Below are 20,826 nucleotides of genomic sequence, written 5' to 3' on the forward strand. Positions count from 1 at the left end.
CCTGATCCAACCACCCCATAATATACTACTATTAGTTATATCCCGGGTTCTGGACTAACTTATTATTCCGGTTAACTTCGTCGCGGCTGATCGGCAGGAAATAGATTTTATCATCCCATTTCCGGTTTTCCTTACCTGTTCCCAGATCCTGTACGCTGTAGCTATAGGTATAGTTGTCTTTGCTGTACTTATAGGTGCTTACCGTTTTGCCGGATTTGAGTTTGCCCGTGATCACAATGATTTTCGCCTGTTTACCCAGTGCTGTCGGCGCCGTCATCCAGCGGCGGACATCATAAAAACGCTGATCTTCGAACAACATCTCAACATTCCGTTCATTCTGATAGCGGGTAACCAGTGCGGCTCCCGACTCCGTAATAGCCGGCATACCAACGCGGTAACGAACGCGGTTGATCCATGTTTTGGCCTCGGCTTCCTCGCCCAGCGCCAGACAAGCCTCAGCATAGTTCAGTACAACTTCAGTAAAACGGATCTGGATCGAAGGCACTTCCTGGCGGATGCTCATATCGACCAGCGCCGGATCGGGGTCCATAAACTTCCGGATGCCGTAACCGGTCCAGGTACCGTTCCAGTTTTCGATGGTACTGTTACGGGTATCCAGACCTGCATACGGTGTTGTGGCACCGCCGCCGGTTCCGACTTCATAGAAGCCCATCTGAATTTGCCCAGCCGGATCGATACCGGCACCGTCCGGCGTACGCGGTTTCCACTGAGCGCCGTCATACAGAATAGACGCGTAGAAACGAGGATCGCGGTTTTCGTATGGCGCGCTGGCGTGGGTCGGGTTGCTCCAGTCGAATTTGGTACCGTCCATCATTTCATAGCTGTCAACCAGTTGCTGGGTTGGCTGGCTGGATGTCCAGCCATGATAGCCGTTCGGCATGTTATTCCGCGGGAACCATGAACCCCAGTCATCAGGGGATGCCCGGATGTAATACTTCAGGAAGATACCATCCGTTTCGCCGCCATTGCGTGACAGATAAAGGTTAATGTAATTCTGCTGACCGTCGGCGGCCGTGGTCGGGCTGCTGAGATTCAGCTTATAGCCGTATTTATTGAGGTCCATAACCGCTTTGGCAGCATCCTTAGCTTTCTGCCAGCGCGTTTTGCGGTCGCCGCTGGTATAGCCCAGTAATTCCGGTTTGCTGAAGCCTGCAATAACGCTTGATTTGGTTTTTGCCGTCGGGATGTCGTGCAGATCGCTGGCTGCGTAAAGCAGTACCCGGGCTTTCAGCGCCATGGCTGCTCCCTGAGTAGCCCGGCCGGCATCCAGTGTTTTGCCCTGAAGCAACAGAGCGGCCGAATCCAGGTCGCTGACAATGGCATTGACACACTCCTCGTAGGTATTCCGGGCAATGCCAAAATCCGGATTATCGAGCGTATAGGCTGATTTAATGATCGGGATACCGCCGTAGTAACGCAGCAACTGGTTGTAATAATAACCACGCAGGAAATACATTTCGCCTTTCATGCGGTCAGAAACGGTCTTATTATCAAACTTAGGCTTCGCTAAATTAGCCAGCGCAATATTAGTCGCGCGGATACGCTGGTACATGGCGCTCCATTCCATTGTATTCTTGACCGTTCCTAAGTTCGACGGGCTTACGTTGGCCTCGTTGACATCCTGTTTTCCGAAGCTGTACAAAGCATTGTCGGTCTGGCAGTCCAGACTCATCTGATCCAGAATACCGTCCCGGATGCCGTTGTACACATCGTTTATGAAGGCTTCTGAAAGCGCCTGATCTGACCAAACCGCATCGCCGGATACTTTATCGAGGGGCTTGGTGTTCAGAAAGTCTGAGTTACAGGCGTTGAGTGATACGCCCACGACCAGAATCAGCAAAAAATAGTTTATTATAATATTCTTCATAAAATTCAGATGGATCGTTTAGAAGCTAACTGATAGGCCGGTGTTGATTAACCGCGACTGAGGGTAGTACTGTGCACTGCCGCTGGTCGATTCCGGATCGAAAAGTCCCTTCATCGTCGGTGAATACGTGAGCAGGTTTAATCCGTTGACGTAAACCCGCAGGTTGTTCAGGCCAATCCGGCTGGAGAGTGTCGTTGGCAGCGTATAGCCCAGTTCGAGGTTTTTCAGACGGATGTAATCGGTGCGCTTAAGCCAGTAGGTATTGCCGTTTGAGAAATACTGATTGCTCCGGTCAACAATACGCGGATCCTTTGTACTCGGGTTGTCTACTGTCCAGCGGTGGTCATAGCTCCAGGCCAGGAAGTTACCGATTGTGCCGGATTCAGTCTGCAGGAAAATCTGACCACCGGTTGATGCCTGGAAGAGTAAGCTCAGGTCAAAGTTTTTCCAGCGCAGGTTAGCGTTAAGCCCACCCTGAAACCGTGGCTGGTTATTCCGGTCGGCCCGCACACGGTCATCGCCATTGATTTTACCATCGCCGTTGATGTCTTTCAGCCGCATGTCGCCGGGGCGTAATACACTTGCCCCTACACCGCTGTAATCAACTTTGTTGGCATCGATATCGGCCTGGGTCGAGAAGATACCGTCATACTGGTACATCAGCGTACCGTTGGCCTGGTTAGGGTCGTTTACGTTGGTCGGGATCGGTTTACCGGTTGACCGCTGCCATTCAGGCGCACCTGGTGTCTCGTCCCAGAAGGTAATCTGGTTTTTCGCGTAACCACCGTTTACGCTGACGCTATATTTCAGCTGACCCGCCTGTCCGTTGTAACCGACGCGGAATTCATACCCTTTGTTGCTCACTTTACCGATATTGGTTGCCGGCAACGTCATACCTGTCGTTTGTGGGATAGACGCGCTTTTCCGCCACAGGATGTTCGACCGCTTGTTCTGGAATACGTCGAATTCGAAGAAAATCTTGCCGTTCAGCGCAGAGCCTTCCAGACCGATATCGGCGTTGTTGGCTACTTCCCACGTCAGGGTGGTGTTTGGTACCCCGTTTTCGTACAAGGTCTGTGCCACCTGACCACCCATTACATAGCCCCAGTTTGAGTTGACAACATCACCGTAGGCGTAGGTTGGCAGGTAATCATATTCACGCAGTGAGCCGTTGAAATAGACCTGGTCATTACCCAGCTGACCCCATGAGGCCCGTAATTTCAGCGAGCTGATAGCTGGTACGCTTTTCTTGAAGAAACTTTCTTCGGAAATACGCCAGCCGGCTGTTACACCAGGGAAAAAGCCCCAGCGGCTGGCCGCCGGGAACATGTACGAGCCGTCATAACGCCACAGGAATTCGGCGAGATACTTTTCCTTGTAGTTGTAGGCTGCCCGACCAAAATAGCTCATCCGGGCACGTTCCCAGGCGGCGGTTGTGTTGCTGTTTTTCTCTGCATTTCCGCCCGCAAACAGCTGATCAATCGCTGTTGAGGCGAAATATTTACGGAAGGCAGAGAAGCCGTTTGAGTTGGCGCGCTCCTGCGTAATACCCGCTAACAGCGTGATGGCATGATTCCCCGCAAATGTATGATCGTAGGAGAGAATCCCCGACAGCAGCGAGTTAAACTGGTCGTTTGTATACTGGTTCAGGGTGGCCTGCGCCGGCCCTTTCGCTACTTTTTGCAGAATTGGCTGCTTGTTGGCATCATACGACGTGTAATCCCAGCTGTAAACATACCATGGTGTCTGCCAGGTTTTCCCCTGCTGGATATACTTATCAAGCGCAACACTACCCGTAAACTTCAGGCCTGGTACCCATGGGTTGGTGATATTAACGCTGGCATTGCTCTGCACATAATACCGGGTGTCTTTGTTATACCCGGTTGCGCTGGTCGTCACCAGCACAGGCTGCTGACCGTTTTCAATATCCGGCGCAGGCAGACCATTCGGCCAGAAAGCCGGTTTGTTGGGATACCCCCGCATCAGCATCCGGAAAATAGATCCGGCATCGACCGTCGGGAAAAAGCGGTTTTCCTGACGACCTACAACACCCACTACAGTATTGATGTATTTATTGATTTTGGCGTCCAGATTCAGGCGGAAGTCATACTGCTTGTAGCCGGTCGCCGAATTTTTGTAATAACCATCCTGATTCTGATAGTTAGCCGAGGCGAGGTACTTGATGTTTTCGCCGCCACCGACTAACTGCAGTGTGTGGCGTGTCTGAGGAGACCACGTTTTCAGGGCTGCCGAAAACCAGTCCGTGTTAGGGTGTCCCCACGGATCAGAGCCATCCTGAAACTTCTTGATATCATCCGGCGTGAAGGCAGCCTTGGCAATCGCCCCGTTGTCCGGACGGGTGTAGCTACCTGTCGTCCTGAACGCAGCCGAAGCATCTTTCCAGTATTGAGACGGCAGGTTATAGAGGTTAATTTCGTTGTTCAGTTCAGCATATTGGGCTGCCGTTGCCATTTTGGGAATAACCGTTGGCTGAGACCATCCCTGATTAAAGCTGTATGAAATTTCCGGTTTTCCGGTTTTTCCGCGTTTTGTCGTTACCAGAATAACCCCGTTGGCCGCCCGCGATCCGTAGATAGCTGCCGAGGCATCTTTCAGGACCGAGATGCTTTCGATATCATTCGGGTTGAGGCGGTCAATACCACCCGCACGGGCTGGGACCCCATCAATAACGATGAGAGCGTCGTTGTTACCGAGCGTGTTTGACCCACGGATACGGATGGCCGATCCGTCATAGCCCGGTTCACCGCTTGAGTTCGTCGCGATAACGCCCGGCATCCGGCCGGCAATCGAGTTACTCAGGTTTACTGCCGGTGATTTTACAAGGTCGCCGCCTTTGACAGTCGCTACCGAGCCGGTGACGGTTTCCTTTTTCTGCTCACCGTACCCGACCACAACGACTTCATTCAGCATCCGGTCGTCGGAAGCCAGCGTAACGTTGATTTCCGACTGGCCGTTCATCGGGATTTCCCGGGTAGTAAAGCCGATGAACGAAAACACCAGTGTTGCATTCCGGTTCGGTACGTTCAGGGAGTAATCGCCCTGCGCCGATGAGATGGTACCGACTGAGGTGCCTTTGATAACAATGCTTACTCCGGGCAGTGCAATCCCCTGCGCGTCGACAACCTTCCCGGTGATTTTACCCTGTGCAAACGCACCGGCCGACATAAGCAGGAAAAACAGAAACATAGCGTGTGCCATTAGCCGTATGGTTGCCAGGGCATGTGATGGATCGCCATTTCTGCGGGTCATGAAGACCTTCTGGCATGTACATGTTTTTTGCATAAGCTTTGTTTTGGTATTGATTAATTGGTATTGGGTATTAAAAAACTTTAGTCAAAAGAGCGGTATGAATATTCACGGATCGGGTGTGTTGGTTACAGGTACTTGCTGTCAGGTTTTTTCTCGGGAGGGGATAGATGGAAGAACAGGGATAGATTGTGTACGTTAACCAGAGCCTATCAGCCGGGTTGCGGAGTTATTGCAAATTTATGTTGGTATAACACAATTCATGGAGGGGTGAAATGATCAATATAGGGGGGTAAAATGACCACTCTGGTCGCTTTTTGAATAAATAAACGGCAGGCCGTTACATATTCAGTAGGTTTATAATCAGTTACATTCACCCTTAATGATGACTGCTCACCATATATGGAAAATGTGTATACTTATAGGCTCCTTGTCATTTTTCTCTTTGCCACACTGGGTATACCTGTGTATGCCCAGACCGATCCGGTTCAGTTCCGGTTTGAACATCTTACCGTCAATGAAGGCCTGTCGCACAGCGATGCCATGGCGGTTGTACAGGATCAGCAGGGGTTCATCTGGGTCGCAACCAATAAAGGCATTGATCGTTATGACGGCTATGAAATTAAGCCCTATCTGCTGCCGATTGATAATGAAAACGGTCTTTCCAACAACCGTGTCCGTGCGCTGCATGTGAGCCCCGAAGGCGTCCTTTGGGCTGGTACGGAAGGCGGCGGGCTGAATGTCTATAACCTGAATCAGGATCGGTTTATTTGCCTCCATATGAAGCCGGGCGGGCGTAGCCGTGAGTTGTTACAACTACTGAATCAGTCAGAAATAGTGGCGCTTGCCGTCGATAAACAAGGCAGAATCTGGGCCGGGACGAAGCAACACGGGGTGTTTATTGTGCAGGCCGGTACGGATGGAGACGTACAGTGGCTGAAACAGGTTAAACTGGATACGCCCCGCAGCCGCTTTTGTAGCATAACCGATCTGGTTATTGATAAATCAGGAACACTCTGGATTGCGGCGGCTAATGAAGGGCTTTTCAGGCTATCGATCAATCAGCCTGAAGCCGTTGCCGGATTAGTAACGGCGTTTGCCAAACGAAATGTGATGGCCCTGGCTCCTGACCGGCAAAACGGGCTTTGGGTAGCCACCGATAGCCAGGTGATGTGGCTTTCTGATGAAATGGTACATAAAAGACCGGTTGCCGATCCGGTTGTTCTGCCTCAGATGTTCCGGAGTATCGACTGTATCCACAGAGACTCATTTGGCCGGTTATGGATCGGTACAAATTTTGGTCTGTTGATGGCACCGATCCGGTTACAGGATGGCCGGCCGCCAATCGTTACGGATAAAATCACGACTTATTTACCGCTGGATACCGATCCGTTCAGTATTAACTCCGGCCGTATTCACTGCATCTTTGAAGATCGGTTTCAGGTACTTTGGCTGGCTGCATCCGCAGGCGGACTGAACAAAATTGACCTGCGGCAAAAGCCGTTCGGCCATTTGTCCCGGCAGCCGAGCCAGCATCCTACGTTAGCCAATAATTACATCAATGCCGTTTATAAGGAGGATGCCCGGAATCTGCTCTGGATTGCTACCCGCAACGGCATTTCCAGTTATGACCTCACCCATAAAGTCTATCAGAATTACTTCAGCCGTCCGTTGCCGGGAAACGTTACCGGTATGGATGTCTCCTGCATTTTTCAGGATACAGACAGTACGCTTTGGTTTGGTACACAAAATGATGGTCTGATTTCCCTCCGGCGGCAACATGGGCAGCCCCGTTTTACGACGTATGCGGCAAAAGATGACCTGTTTCAGGAGGTAGAGAGTATTGTCGAAGATAAATTCGGGACGATCTGGGTCGCTTCTTTTGACCACGGCCTGACGCGCCTGAACCACGAAGGAAAGGTGCTGGCGACCTACAACATGCATAACAGCCGGTTGCCTACCAACCGGTTTACGTTTCTGCTCTATGACAAACCGACAAATATTCTCTGGGCAAGCACCCAGAATGCCGGTGTGCTGAAGCTGAAAGTACGACCCGATAAAATCGAATTGCTCCGTCAGTTTAAACATGACATTCATGATCCGGGAAGCTTCAGGGTTAACTATGCCTGGCCTTTGCTGAAAGACCGGCGTGGGATTATCTGGGTAGGCACCATTGGCGGCGGCCTGCATCAGATTATTACCAATAAAAGAGGGCAGGAAGAAGTCAGACGATGTACTTCCTGGTTGCCCGACAGCGACGTAGAAAGCATACTGGAGGATAACGAAGGCAACCTGTGGTTAGGCAGCGAAGGGTTGATCCGGGTGAACGTTGCCACGCACCGTGTGCTGCGCTATAACGTAGTGGATGGTGTGCAGAGTAATTCGTTTAAAATCGGAGCGGCATGCCGCGCACATGACGAGACGCTCTTCTTTGGCGGTATTAATGGCATCACCTTTTTGAAACCCTGCCTGATTCAGTCGAACCCCTACCCTCCTTTTGTGCAGATTACCGGATTTGCCGTTCAGAATCAGCCGGTGCATGTCGGTCAGGAAATCAACGGGCGTGTGTTGGTGCGTGAGTCGCTTAACCATACGCAGGGCCTGCAGATTAAGGATAACGAAAATGACTTTTCGATTTCGTTTGTCGGCCTGAACTTCGCCAATCCCCGAAAAAACCGCTATGCCTATCAGCTGGTTGGCTATAACGACAAATGGATTCCGCTCCCGGGTAACCAGCGGACGGTTAGCTTCACCAATTTACCCGCCGGTAACTATACGTTTCAGGTAAAAGCCGATAACGGGGAGGGCGTCTGGACACATCAGCCGGCCACGCTGCGCCTGACCATATTGCCGCCATGGTGGAAAACCGGCGTGGCTTACGGTATCTATAGCCTACTCCTGATTACGGTTTTATTGCTCGCCCGGCATATTTTACTGAAGCAGCAGGCGCTGGAAAATAAGGTGGCTTTTGAGCATTTTCAGTATGAAAAGGAAAAAGAACTGAGTCATCTGAAACTTGAATTTTTTACCCATGTTTCACACGAGATACGCACGCCTTTAACCCTGATTCTGGGGCCGATGGAAGAACTGGCCGCATCGGCCTGGAAGTTCAACGGCATGAAAGACAAGGTCTTGCTCGTGCACCAGCAGACCCGCCGGTTGTTGTCGCTCATTAACCAGTTGCTGGACTTCCGGAAAATGGAGTCGCAGCAGATCGCGTTGCAGGCTTCCCGCAACGACATTATTCCGTTTGTAAAGGAGCTGTTTCTGATGTTTCAGCTAAAAGCCGAAGAACAACGGCTGCGGTATACGATTGAGGTGCCGCCCGGGGCGGTAGGGGTATATTTTGACCGCAATAAACTCGAAGTCGCCATTATCAATGTGTTGTCAAATGCCCTGAAATACACACCTGCTGAGCGAGGTGTTCAACTGCGGGTAGTTGTTGTCGGCAATGCGGAGGAAGATGCCCGGTATGATGAACAGCATAGACTTCAGCACAACTTTCTGGAAATCAGCATTGCCGATGAAGGTGTCGGTATTAAGCCGGAAGAGCTGGAGCGGGTATTTGATGTTTATTATCAGGCCTCCCATTCGGCGTCAATGCGGGTTGTCGGTACCGGCATCGGTTTGTCGCTGGTAAAACAGTTTGTTGAGCGGCATGGCGGGGAGGTTCGTATAACCAGCCGGGTCAATGCCGGCACTACATTTATCATCCGGCTGCCGTTCGGGAAGCAGCACCTGAATCCGGCCGATTTAACCGTACAGGAAGCCTGTTTACCGCAAACACAGCCCTCCCCGGCCGATTATACCTTTATTGTTGATCCGACGGTGGTTGTACCCGCTACCCTGCGCTTGCTGGTTGTCGAAGATAACAGCGATGTGCGGGAGTATATCACTCAATTGTTTGAGGCTAAGTTTGAGGTCCATACGGCATCAGATGGTCTGGAAGGCTGGGAAAAAGCAATTCATCTCCTGCCTGATCTTATTATCAGTGATATCATGATGCCGCAAAGTGACGGGCTGGAACTGTGTAAAAAAATCAAACAGGAGCCTAAAACCATGCATATTCCGGTGGTGCTGCTGACGGCCAGAGCGGCGGTTATCCATGAGATTGAAGGATTGGAGCTAGGCGCTGATGAATACATAAGCAAGCCGTTTAATCCGGATATGCTGACGGCCAGGGTAAGTACACTGGTGTATAACCGGCTGAAAATGAGGCAGTATTATCAGCAAAAGATTCTGCTGGAGCCAACGGATATCTGTATTCCGGATGCCGACAAACTATTTCTGGAAACGGCGATGGCTATTGTCGAAAAGAACCTGATGGAACCGGATTTCTCGGTGCAGGAACTGGTCAAGGCCATGGCGATGAGCCGGTCGGTTTTCTACCGGAAAATTAAGAGCATTACCGGGCAGTCGGTAGTTGAGTTTATCAATGATATACGGATGCGGCGGGCCGCCAAATTGCTGATATCCAGTCAACTCAGGGTGTTTGAGGTATGTACGCTGGTCGGCCTCGAAGACCTGAAGTATTTCCGGAAAGCTTTTCAGCAGGTGCATGGCGTGTCCCCCTCTGAATACGTACGGAAACACCGGGCAGAAAAGGAGGCACCGGTAAGCGGCCCGGCATAGAGGAAAACAAAAACACGTTTGCCGTTCAGGGCGTTTTTCTGTAAATTAGCCAGATTACAAACGCGACTAATGAACTTCAAACTCACATCAGAATTTGAGCCAACCGGCGATCAGCCAAAGGCGATTGCGGAGTTGGTGAAAGGAATAAATGAACGGGAACCGGCGCAGGTATTACTTGGGGTTACGGGGTCCGGCAAAACGTTTTCGGTGGCCAACGTTATCGCTCAGACAAACCGGCCGACGCTTATTCTGAGTCATAACAAAACGCTGGCCGCCCAGCTTTACGGCGAGTTCAAGCAGTTTTTTCCTGACAATGCGGTCGAATACTTCATCAGCTATTACGACTATTACCAGCCGGAGGCGTATATCGCAACCACGAACACATACATTGAAAAAGACCTGGCAATCAACGAAGAGATTGACAAGTTACGGCTGGCGGCTACGTCTGCGCTCATGAGCGGCCGCCGCGATGTGATTGTGATTGCGTCGGTTTCCTGTATCTATGGTATGGGAAATCCGGAAGAATTTAAAAACAACGTAGTGCGGATTGGCGTCGGCGAACTCATGAGCCGCAATCACTTCCTGCACCGGCTTGTTGAAATCCTTTACAGCCGTACTGAAGGGGAGTTTCAGCGCGGAAATTTCCGGGTAAAAGGCGATACGGTCGATATCTATGTAGCCTATGCCGATTTTGCGTACCGCATTATTTTCTTCGGCGATGAGATTGAAACCATCCAGCGGATCGACCCGTCGACCGGTAAGAAAATTTCTGATGAACGAATGGTCGCTATTTTCCCGGCGAACCTGTTCGTAACGGGGCGGGATACGCTCAACCGCGCCATTTATGAGATTCAGGATGATCTGGTCTCTCAAATCCGGTATTTTGAAAAGGATTTCCGCGAAATGGAAGCCGGACGAATCAAGGAACGAACCGAGTTCGATCTGGAGATGATGCGGGAACTGGGTTATTGCTCCGGTATTGAAAACTACTCGCGGTATTTTGATCAGCGCAAACCCGGACAGCGGCCATTCTGCCTGCTCGACTACTTCCCCGATGATTACCTGTTGGTTATCGACGAGAGCCACGTAACGATCCCCCAGATCCGGGCCATGTGGGGCGGAGACCGCTCCCGCAAGGAGTCGCTGGTAGATTATGGTTTCCGGTTGCCGTCGGCGCTGGATAACCGGCCACTGACCTTTCAGGAATTCGAGGAGCTGGCCGGCCAGACCATTTTTGTATCGGCCACCCCGGCCGATTATGAACTGCGGCGGAGTGAGGGCGTAGTGGTCGAACAGTTAATCCGCCCGACAGGCTTATTAGATCCTGAAATTCAGGTACGGCCAAGTCTGAACCAGATTGATGACCTGCTCGAAGAAATCGACGCGCGGGTGAAACGATCGGAGCGGGTACTGGTTACGACTCTGACCAAGCGGATGGCTGAGGAACTCAGTAAATACCTGGATCGGGTAGGTATCAAAACGCGGTACATCCACTCCGAAGTGAAAACCCTCGAACGGGTCGAAATCCTCCGTGATCTGCGTCTGGGTAATTTTGATGTACTGGTCGGGGTAAACCTGCTGCGTGAGGGGCTCGATTTGCCTGAGGTATCGCTGGTGGCGATCATGGATGCCGACAAGGAAGGCTTCCTGCGTGATATCCGGTCGCTGATTCAGACCATTGGCCGTGCTGCACGGAATGCCAACGGACGGGTACTGATGTATGCCGATACGATCACCAAATCGATGCAGAAAGCCATTGAGGAAACCAACCGCCGCCGGGTGATACAGATGGCGTATAACGAAGAACATGGTATAACGCCAACCACCGTCCTGAAATCGCGGGAATCGATCATGGGGCAGACCAAAGTGGCCGATGTGAAACCGCTGAATAAGCACTATTACGTTGAACCAGAGGAGATTCGGGTAGCTGCCGATCCGGTTGTGCAGTATATGGGTAAACATGATCTCGAACAACTGATCAAGGAAACCCAGTCAAAAATGGAGAAAGCGGCCAAAGAGCTGGATTTCATGGAAGCAGCCCGCCTGCGCGATGAACTCTTCCAGCTCCGCGAGCGGCTGAAAAAAGAATAGGTAACGATTGGCTGGCAGATAACAATATCCCCTTGTCGCTGACATCTGCCAGCCAACACCCTGATATTCGTCATAGTTCGCCCCTGCGGTGTCGCCTAATTTTGATGTTACCCATTAAGCATCAATAGATATGGATACCGCCTTACTTCAGAAATACAACGTTCCCGGACCACGTTATACCAGCTACCCTACGGTCCCTTACTGGAATAAAACCGCACCTGCTGCCGGGGAGTGGCTGCAAACCGTTTCCGATACATTTGCCGCCACCAACAGTACGGATGGGATCAGCCTGTATATTCACCTTCCTTTTTGTGAAAGTCTCTGTACGTATTGCGGTTGCAACACGCGGATTACGGTTAATCACCGTGTGGAAGAACCTTACATCTATGCTGTCCTGACGGAATGGGCCATGTACCGGTCTCATTTCAGTGAGACCCCTAAAATCCGTGAGCTTCACCTGGGCGGAGGGACACCGACATTTTTCAGCGCCGAAAACCTGCGCCGGCTTATTGAAGGCCTGCTGGCAGGTGCCGAAATTCACGAAAAAGCCTGTTTTAGCTTCGAAGCACACCCCGGCAACACGACTGATGAACACCTGCAAACGCTTTACGACCTCGGCTTCCGTCGGGTGAGTGTCGGCGTACAGGATACCAATCCGCTCGTTCTTGAATTAATCAACCGCCATCAGACCTATGAGCAGGTTGAACACCTGATCCTGAAAGCGCGGGAAATCGGGTATACATCCGTAAATATCGATATGGTGTATGGGTTACCGCAGCAGCGTGTCTGTTCCATGACCCAGACCATTATGAATATCACCAACCTGAAACCCGACCGGCTGGCCCTGTACAGTTACGCGCACGTGCCGTGGGTAAAGCCCGGGCAACGCCGTTTCTCGGAACAGGATCTGCCGGATGCGTCGAAGAAACTGGCCATTTATGAAACCTGCCGTAACTGGCTGGAGTTGTCAGGCTACCAGGAAATCGGGATGGATCACTTTGCGCTGGCGACAGATAGTCTTTCCGAAGCCGAAAAAAATGGCCGGTTACACCGGAATTTTATGGGCTATACCGACACACCGACCAAACTGCTGATTGGTTTAGGCGCATCGTCGATCAGCGACAGCTGGGGAGCCTATGTGCAGAATGCCAAATCGGTGGAAGCCTACTACGAACGCCTGCGCGACGGGCAGTTTCCGTTCTTTAAAGGTCATTTGCTGACCGAAGACGATCTGGTGATCCGCAGACATATCCTGAACCTGATGTGTCGTTTTGAGACGAGCTGGATGGATAAAACACTACAGTCAGAAGGTGTGTATGAAGGCCTGCACCGGATTGAGGAGCTGGAAGCCGATGGTCTGGTTGAGGTAGAACCATACCGGCTTCGGGTAACCCCGAAAGGCCGCTCCTTTGTCCGCAACGTTTGTATGGCTTTTGATGCCAGACTGTGGGAAAATCTGCCGGAGACGACACTCTTCAGCCAGACTGTATAGCCAAATGTAGATAAACAGGAGATGAAAAGGGTAGGTGATCTATGGCTCCTGCCCTTTTTTGTGTGTTCAGTCGACAGGTTCGGCTACCGGTTTCGGAGCGGCAACGGGCTGAGGAATCTCCACAATAAATTCGGTACCCTCATTGACCTGACTGTTAAACGAAACCCCGCCGTTCATCAGCCGTACGTAGCTGCCGACAATGTGGAGGCCAAGGCCCGTACCGGCAATATTACCCGCATTGCTGGCGCGGAAGAAGCGCTCAAACAAATGGCCCTGATCTTCGGGTGGTATACCAATTCCCTGATCCTGAATGGCAATCCGTAATACACTCGTACTGATTTCGGCCCGTAAGCTTATGGCAGACTGTGGCGGCGAATACTTAATGGCGTTGGAGAGCAGGTTGAACAGAATATTCCGTACCAGAGCCGGATCAATGTAAACCTGATCGGTGTTGACCTCCGGCCGGATTGTATACGATACGGCAAAGGTCTGGCCCTGCTTGGCGATTTCCTGCATTTGTGGAATCACCTGCTGTACTACCGCTGACAGGCTGGTCCAGGCCGGCTGGCAAACCACTTTGCCTTCTTCCAGTTTGCTAACCGACAGAAAATCGTTCAGAATATCGTTCAGGTGTTTTACTGATGACTGAATACGGCTGATGTGCTTGTCGCGCTTGACGGTCTCCTGCATGTCTGCGTATTTCTCCACCAGCGAAAGCGACGACAGGACGGTGGCAAGCGGTGTCCGGAACTCGTGCGAAGCCAGCGAGATAAAATTAGATTTCATGCGGTTCAGATCCATTTCCCGCTGGAGCGCATGATGCAGTTCTTCTTTCGTATGTTCGAGTTTCTGAATAGCTTCTTTCAGAATCAACGTGCGGTCTTCTACCTCCTGTTCGAGCCGGTTGTTGTATTCGCGGAGGTGAATTTCGGCTTGCTTCCGGACGGTAATATCGATGATAAACGCGATGACAAAACTACCCTGTGAGTTCTGGAAAGGACTCAGGCTGATTTCGATCGGAAAAGCAGAGCCATCTTTCCGCTGGCCAAACAGGTCACGGCCTTTGCCCATCCGGCGGGGTGAGGCATGGGCAAAAAATTCGGTACGATGATTACGATGAAGTGCCTGATGCGTATTGGGTATTAAAACTTCGACCTCCTTACCCAGTAGTTCGCCGGGACCGTACCCGAATAATTGCTCAGCGCTCGGATTGATTTTTACAATTTGGCCTTTGTTGTCAGTGATCAACATACCCTCAGTGGCAAATTGAAACACCGCTTCGGCCTGATTTAGTATGTCCATTTCGCTGGAAAAGCCGGATGAATTTGGTTCGTTCTGGAGCATGGCAACTTACAGGGTTTGTGTTTCAGAAGGTATGATAAGCGTCATAAAGTAATAAAATGCGCCCGCAAACCATCAAAATTACGACTCTGCATCCATAAAATCAGAGAAAGGACTGATAAAACTCATATTTCGGGTTCCGGAAAAAAACGAAGTTTGAATCAACGATCAGGCGTATCCCTGAGGAGTCAAAGGGAGGGAAAAACGAGGAGTGTATGCAGCCAATACGAGTATATCCAGACATGAAATGGCGCGACCTGCAACAGGTGTTTAACGATTTATTCCCCTATCTGCGGCTTGACGTAGAATCCGGACATAAATCGTTCATTGACCGGCCGCTTTCAGCGCTCAGCCGGTTAACCGTGCCGAACAGTTTTGACATTGTTCCGGATATGACTGTTGACGAACTGGAGATGGCGTTTCAGTATGAAATGGGGCTGCCGTGCAGAGTATTACGTCGATCCGGATACACCTGGCTCGAAACCGCCTATACCAGGCGCTGGAGCCTTGAGCGTCAGAATGACAAAGGCGCTGAATTATCGAGAGACCTTAGGTAACAGATTCCGGCAGGTGAACGCCGTAAAGGCTACCTGCCGGAATACATAAGGTTATGAGGTTACTTTTTTAAACGCATCGACAAACGTTTTCATTTCGTCCATTGTCCCGATACTAACCCGGCACCACGATTGGCCGCCGAAGGTTCTGGTCTGAATACCGACGCCATTGGCAAACATCTGGCCCTCAAACGTCTTAGGCTTCATCCGGATCGGAAACAGCATAAAGTTGGTATACGACGGAATCACTTCGTAACCCATTTCGGTCAGTGCTTTGGTGGTATATTCGCGGGCTCTGGCGTTTTCGGTCCGGCAGTGGTTCTGCCAGTCGAGGTCTTTAAAGCTGGCAATACCGGCCATCAGGGTGGCAATGCTGATACCAAACTCACCGGTCGTGTATTTTTCCAGTGTTTTCAGCATATCCGGCTGCGCAATAACGTATCCCAGACGAATGCCGGCAAACCCGTGAATTTTTGAGAAGGTCCGGGCCAGCATCACGTTTTTACCTTCAGCTACGAGCTTACCGAGCTGCGGCCGGTCGCCCGGCTCCAGGAAATCAATGTAGGCTTCGTCGATAAATACCGGAACGGTCGGTGATACCTCCTGCGCAAAGGCTGCCAGATCGGCCGGCGGCACAATGGTGCCGGTCGGATTATTCGGATTGCAGATGTAAGCCAGCTTTGTATCGGCGTTGATTTTGGCCTTCATCGCGGCCAGATCATACTGATAGGTCTTTGTAAGCGGAACACTGACGATCCGGCCTTTAAACACTTCCGTTTTATCCAGCAGGTCGTCGTAGGTCGGGCGGCTCGTCACAACGGTGCCGCTGTTAGCCGCAAAGTGCATGGCCGTAATCAGGAGTACTTCCGACGAACCCGGTGTCAGCATGATATTTTCCGGCTTGACTCCTTCTTTGTCGGCGATCAGTTTTTTCATTTCGTCAAACTCTTCCCAGGCATACCGGTTGCCGATATCGATGGCCTTAATGAGGGCTTCCCGCGCTTTCTGAGAAATGCCGAGCGGATTCTCGTTGGCAAACAGCCGGGCTTTCAGTTTGGGCATGGCACCGGTCTGCAACGGAGCGAACTCATCGACCATTGGCATTGCCGCCGATGCTTCGGTTGATGGCAGGGCATTGGCCATGGCAGGCGTCAGGTTAGCAAGGGCGGGTAGGCTGGCTGCCAGCAGACCGCTCGAACGGAGCCAGTCACGACGGGAAATAGGAGAATTTGTGTTCATGCCGTCAGGTAGTTGATGATTGGATTTCAGGTCTAAAAAGGTTGTTATTCAATACGTTCCTAATTTACGCCCAAACCCTGAAAGAGCCAAATACCTTTCCGTAATCGGTAGTATTTGCCAACCCGGTTACTTTTGTGAAGAAAACCAACTCGTATACCTATTTTTCACGAATGATGACGAATCGTTTTACCGGCCTAATGCGTTTGGCCGCTTTGCTTATCGCGCTGGTTATGGTGTCAGCTGCCTTTATTAATCGCCCGAAACGGGTTGTTTTCTTCGGAGACTCCATTACGCAGGCCGCCGTTAAGCCGGGTGGTTATATTACCCGCCTTACGGATATGCTGACACAAAAAGGAAAAGGGTCTGATTATGAGCTGATCGGCGCCGGTATCGGCGGAAACAAAATATATGACCTGTACCTGCGGATGGAAAACGATGTACTGGCCAAACAACCGGATGTGGTGTTTGTCTACATCGGCGTTAACGATGTCTGGCACAAGCGCACATCGGGTACCGGTACGGATGCCAACAAATTTGTCGGCTTCTACGAAGCGTTGATTACGAAACTGCAGGCCGCCAATGCCAGGGTAATTTTGTGTACACCGGCAGTTATCGGCGAAAAAACGGATTTCTCAAATGAGCAGGACGGCGACCTGAACCAGTACAGTCAGCTGATCCGTGATCTGGCCAAACGCCGGAATCTGCCCCTCTGCGATCTGCGGAAGGCATTTCTGGACTACAACCTGAAAAATAACCCCGGTAATAAAGAACAAGGTATTCTGACGACTGACCGCGTACACCTCAACGATACCGGCAACCAGTTTGTCGCCGATCTGATGTACAGTTTTGTAACGGCCAACTAGCCTAAAAAAAGGGAGCAAACGCTCCCTTTGTCATTAACTGTTGCTGCGGTCCGGAAACTTCTCAACAATGTCTTTTACCTGACGGGTCAGCTGCTCACCGATCCGTGCCGGATTACTGACCGCATCCTGGATAGAACCCCGCCAAACCAGTTGTTTGGTGCGCGCATCAACCATATCGACAACCAGCGTACCAGCCTGATACTGCTCCTGGGTGTATTGCGGACCACCCCAGCCCCACCACGATGGCCCCCAGCCAGACCAGCCCCAACGGCCCCAGCCGTAATACGGTCCGTAGAGCGGGCCGGTATTGTTGGCAACAGTCCGGGTTTTCTCTTCCACAAAGAAGTGATAACCGATCAGTAAATCAGGGCGGCGGTTTGCCTGTTTCAGGCCTTTGTCATTTAATACTTTATTGACCGCAGTTTCAACGTTTTGGCTAGCCAGATCGTTATAATACAGCGGGTTCTGCCCGGCCTTTACATCTGAGTCCATCCACGCAAAAGTCCGGTATTTGTTAAAGTTTACGTTTGCCTTGTCGACTGCCACACGTGGTGCGCAAGCCGTTATTGCCAGGATCAGACCGGCAATGATGAGTATGTTCTTCATAACGATAGATCAAATAGATTAATAAGATAATAACTCCTTCTGCTCCGGAAAGTTTTAGATTTGGGGGCTAAAAAAGTCTTTTATTACCTGTGTCTCAGTATCCGGATCGCATGAACCCGCAAGTACAGATTGCCCTTATTCATTCAGAGAATACAACCGCTGCTACCAGGCAGGCCGCTGCGGTGTTGACCGGATTTATCGCTCCGAAGCTTGTTGAAGGGTGCCGGATAAAAGAATACACCGTGGCACAGCATGATGTCGCCGGGCTGGAAACGTTGCTTGTCTCCCTTGCTGATGAGGCGCTTTGCCCGTTGATACTCTGTCCCGGCCAGACGCTGGCGGGCAGCGGGAATGCTGTTTCTGCGGTTATACAGAACCTGTGCCCGAAACCGATGCCGGGTTTTGGCGAACAAATCCGTCGCACCCTTCTGCCGCTTACACCGGCCGCTACCCTGCTGATGCCTTTTGCCGGTATCCGCCGCAAAACAGTTATGGTACACCTGCCCGCCGAATCCGAATGGCTGGCGGCTATCCTCCCCGCCTTGTTTCCTGCCATTCCGAATGCCGTTTTCCTGGCAACCGGCCTCCGGCTGACTGTCCGGAGCTAGTGCGGTTATGTGTACGGTTTGTTCGGAAACGAACAAAAAATGTCCGGCTTCGTACAGGTAGTTCTATGTTAAAAATACTTAATTAGCTGATTGTCAGTGTTTGGTATATTGTGCCATTATGTTGGCACGCTGTTGGCATATCTATTAGCAACAGTGAACAACAACAATACTGAACAACTTTAAGAAACAAGTAAACAACAATAAACGACGAACGACTATGTTAACTTTCATCTCACAAATCGGATTAGCTGCAAAATCAAAAGGTATCGTAACCGGCATTATGTTAAGCGCTGCCAGCCTGCTGGGCGAAGGCGGAACGACAATCCCTGCCAAAACCCTTTCATTTGACGCCAGCGTCTATGTAACAACACAAAATAAAGTCCGGATGGCGGTTGAGAAAACAACGCCGGAAACCCTGACACTGACGGTACGTGACAACCAGCAACAGGTTGTGTACTCAAAACAGATCAGCAAAAAAGACATGAAGATCTCGGTACAGTTTGACATGAGCGAACTGACCGACGGCAAATACGAACTGGAAGTAGCATCGAAAGACGGCAGCATTAAAAAACAGGTTGAGCTGAAAACGGCTACCCAACAAACTGCCCGCAAAATTTCGATGCTCTAAGCTATAGGCCTGCGGGGGCAGGTAAGACAATAGAGCTCTTATGTAGTAGGGTTTTAGTTTAGGTTAAGAAAATGATTTTTAAAGCCACTCCCGGCATGAGGAGTGGCTTTCTTTGTTATTGACGAATGATCTTGATGACCAGGTCACGCATGACGTCATTCTGTAGTTTCTTTTGCCGGCCTGCTACGGAAAAGGTCTCGCTTTTCACCAGCTCACCGGTTTCTACGTCGGTCCAGTCGGCGCGGTAGCTGCCCCGTGGCAGCTCCAGCACCAGCTCGGATTTCCGGACGGCAAGTGGTTCAGTGTAAATTACCCACTGAGATCGGCCGTTGTGCATACCCCATGCCTGCGCACCCGGCGAGGCCACGACACATGCCGGTGTCGGCCGTAACCGGACCAGATCCAGCTGCTCCATGTATTGTTTCAGCAGGCCGAGTTGTTTCCTAAGTGCTACGCTGCCGCCGCCGGGAGCTTTATAGGTGGTATCAGTACCGGTTTCGGCACCCACCGAAAATGAATAGTCGAGGTGGTTGAACAAGGCACCGCCCGCCAGCATAAACCGCCACGCCTGCCGCCGGTAAGTGTCATTGCGGCTACCGGCAAAACCTGTTTCGTTAAAGCCCACGGGTTTGCCCAGGTGATAGTTTTCCATCACCGCCTGCGGAAAGGCATAATGGAATGTAAACAGCGAAACATTTGGATCCGGATCGGCAATGGGATAATGAAAGTTGCTGATATTCTGCGAAATAATGTGCTGGTTGGGCAGAGCCGATTCTTCATCTTTAACCCATCCGGCCACACGTCGCTGCCAGTCGTTAGACCGTTCAGCCACGATTTCCAGGGTAGCTTTCCAGGCATTATCCTTCACTTCATTTTTCGGAAAGTACTCATTCAAGACCAGCACCGTATCTTTCTGATCGGCCCAGGGCTCGTTCTGAATTTCAAAATACAGGTTCGGAAAACGGTTCAGCTCGCGCACCAGCTTGCGGACATACTGCTCCTGAAACGTCAGGATATTGCCGTTGAATGGTGTATTGGCGTTAAACGCTTCGATACTTTCGGTACCATTGATGTTGTTTTGCCGGTTGAACGGAGCGTGTGCCCACCCCGCGCCGTAGTACGACGAGAAAAGCGTGATTTCTACGATGACGTTATGTTTTTCAGCCTCCCGCATAAAATCGGTCAGGCGCTCGAAATAGGCATCGTTCCACTTGCTCAGGTCAAATTTGCGGTCGGCCCCGTTCATGCCACCCAGTACATATCCCGGCTGATCGGAGCGGGCCCAGGGCAACATGAGTTTTTCCGGTTTCGGAGCCAGCGTATTTTTTTCGATACCAAACGCACCGGGTACTTCAAAATACGCGCCGGGAAACAACCGGGTAACGTTCAGGCCGTCCTGGCTGAGGGTCCGGAGGTAGGTCTTATAATCGAAATCGGCGTTGATGACTGCACCGTAGTGTTCACCGGAGCCGATGATCAGCGTGGGTTTTCCTTTGTAGGTGAAGTAGTGAGGGTTCTGGCTGCTGACCGATAACAGATCATCCCGACCGGTCTGGGCATTGGCTGTAAACCACCCGGCCAGCAGTGCAGCGGCTACCAGGATGTATTTCATAAAAA

Annotated in this window: 13 protein-coding genes; 7 read left to right on the plus strand and 6 right to left on the minus strand. The window is 51.1% G+C overall.

The genetic code is table 11. The annotated features are described in order from the left end of the window. Window positions 1-31: 31 nt before the first annotated feature. On the minus strand, window positions 32-1,888 hold the full coding sequence (locus tag BLX24_RS20780) for a RagB/SusD family nutrient uptake outer membrane protein (RefSeq protein ID WP_071505127.1): 1,857 nt from the start codon (window positions 1,886-1,888) through the stop codon (window positions 32-34). A gap of 18 nt (window positions 1,889-1,906) precedes the next feature. Beyond that, window positions 1,907-5,107: a SusC/RagA family TonB-linked outer membrane protein gene (locus BLX24_RS20785; RefSeq protein WP_374755014.1), complete on the minus strand. Its 3,201-nt coding sequence runs from the start codon at window positions 5,105-5,107 to the stop codon at window positions 1,907-1,909. A gap of 450 nt (window positions 5,108-5,557) precedes the next feature. Here BLX24_RS20785 and BLX24_RS20790 point away from each other — a divergent pair, with 450 nt between their 5' ends. From BLX24_RS20790 to hemN, 3 genes are all read left to right on the plus strand, one after another. Next, window positions 5,558-9,787 carry a hybrid sensor histidine kinase/response regulator transcription factor gene (locus tag BLX24_RS20790; protein ID WP_071505129.1) on the plus strand — a complete coding sequence of 1,410 codons (4,230 nt, stop codon included), beginning with the start codon at window positions 5,558-5,560 and terminating at the stop codon, window positions 9,785-9,787. Between the two features lie 69 nt (window positions 9,788-9,856). Continuing rightward, a complete protein-coding gene (gene uvrB / locus BLX24_RS20795) occupies window positions 9,857-11,878 on the plus strand; it encodes an excinuclease ABC subunit UvrB (protein WP_071505130.1) in 2,022 nt (673 codons plus the stop codon). 130 nt (window positions 11,879-12,008) lie between these two features. Continuing rightward, window positions 12,009-13,370, plus strand: coding sequence for an oxygen-independent coproporphyrinogen III oxidase (gene hemN / locus BLX24_RS20800; protein ID WP_071505131.1), 1,362 nt, complete (start codon window positions 12,009-12,011; stop codon window positions 13,368-13,370). A gap of 66 nt (window positions 13,371-13,436) precedes the next feature. On the opposite strand, the gene BLX24_RS20805 is transcribed toward hemN, so the two are convergent. Next, entirely contained in the window at window positions 13,437-14,714 is a 1,278-nt protein-coding gene (locus BLX24_RS20805; RefSeq protein ID WP_083422092.1) for a PAS domain-containing sensor histidine kinase, read from the minus strand. 212 nt (window positions 14,715-14,926) lie between these two features. Here BLX24_RS20805 and BLX24_RS20810 point away from each other — a divergent pair, with 212 nt between their 5' ends. Continuing rightward, a complete protein-coding gene (locus BLX24_RS20810) occupies window positions 14,927-15,268 on the plus strand; it encodes a hypothetical protein (RefSeq protein ID WP_143092741.1) in 342 nt (113 codons plus the stop codon). Window positions 15,269-15,319: 51 nt separating this feature from the next. On the opposite strand, the gene BLX24_RS20815 is transcribed toward BLX24_RS20810, so the two are convergent. After that, window positions 15,320-16,504, minus strand: coding sequence for a pyridoxal phosphate-dependent aminotransferase (locus BLX24_RS20815; RefSeq protein ID WP_071505133.1), 1,185 nt, complete (start codon window positions 16,502-16,504; stop codon window positions 15,320-15,322). A gap of 197 nt (window positions 16,505-16,701) precedes the next feature. Between BLX24_RS20815 and BLX24_RS20820 the strand changes: the two genes are divergently transcribed. Further along, window positions 16,702-17,367 (plus strand): SGNH/GDSL hydrolase family protein, encoded by a 666-nt coding sequence (locus tag BLX24_RS20820; protein ID WP_071505190.1) that lies wholly within the window; start codon window positions 16,702-16,704, stop codon window positions 17,365-17,367. Window positions 17,368-17,400: 33 nt separating this feature from the next. On the opposite strand, the gene BLX24_RS20825 is transcribed toward BLX24_RS20820, so the two are convergent. Then, window positions 17,401-17,973 carry a DUF4136 domain-containing protein gene (locus tag BLX24_RS20825; RefSeq protein ID WP_071505134.1) on the minus strand — a complete coding sequence of 191 codons (573 nt, stop codon included), beginning with the start codon at window positions 17,971-17,973 and terminating at the stop codon, window positions 17,401-17,403. Window positions 17,974-18,083: 110 nt separating this feature from the next. Between BLX24_RS20825 and BLX24_RS20830 the strand changes: the two genes are divergently transcribed. Next, a complete protein-coding gene (locus tag BLX24_RS20830) occupies window positions 18,084-18,581 on the plus strand; it encodes a molybdopterin-binding domain-containing protein (protein ID WP_071505135.1) in 498 nt (165 codons plus the stop codon). A gap of 217 nt (window positions 18,582-18,798) precedes the next feature. Then, on the plus strand, window positions 18,799-19,209 hold the full coding sequence (locus tag BLX24_RS20835) for a DUF3244 domain-containing protein (RefSeq protein ID WP_071505136.1): 411 nt from the start codon (window positions 18,799-18,801) through the stop codon (window positions 19,207-19,209). A 115-nt stretch (window positions 19,210-19,324) separates the two neighbouring features. Here the strand turns inward: BLX24_RS20835 and BLX24_RS20840 are convergent, their stop codons facing one another. Then, window positions 19,325-20,821, minus strand: coding sequence for a hypothetical protein (locus BLX24_RS20840; RefSeq protein WP_071505191.1), 1,497 nt, complete (start codon window positions 20,819-20,821; stop codon window positions 19,325-19,327). Between the last annotated feature and the right edge of the window lie 5 nt (window positions 20,822-20,826).

This window comes from Arsenicibacter rosenii (genome assembly GCF_001870735.1).
Taxonomy (GTDB): domain Bacteria; phylum Bacteroidota; class Bacteroidia; order Cytophagales; family Spirosomataceae; genus Arsenicibacter; species Arsenicibacter rosenii.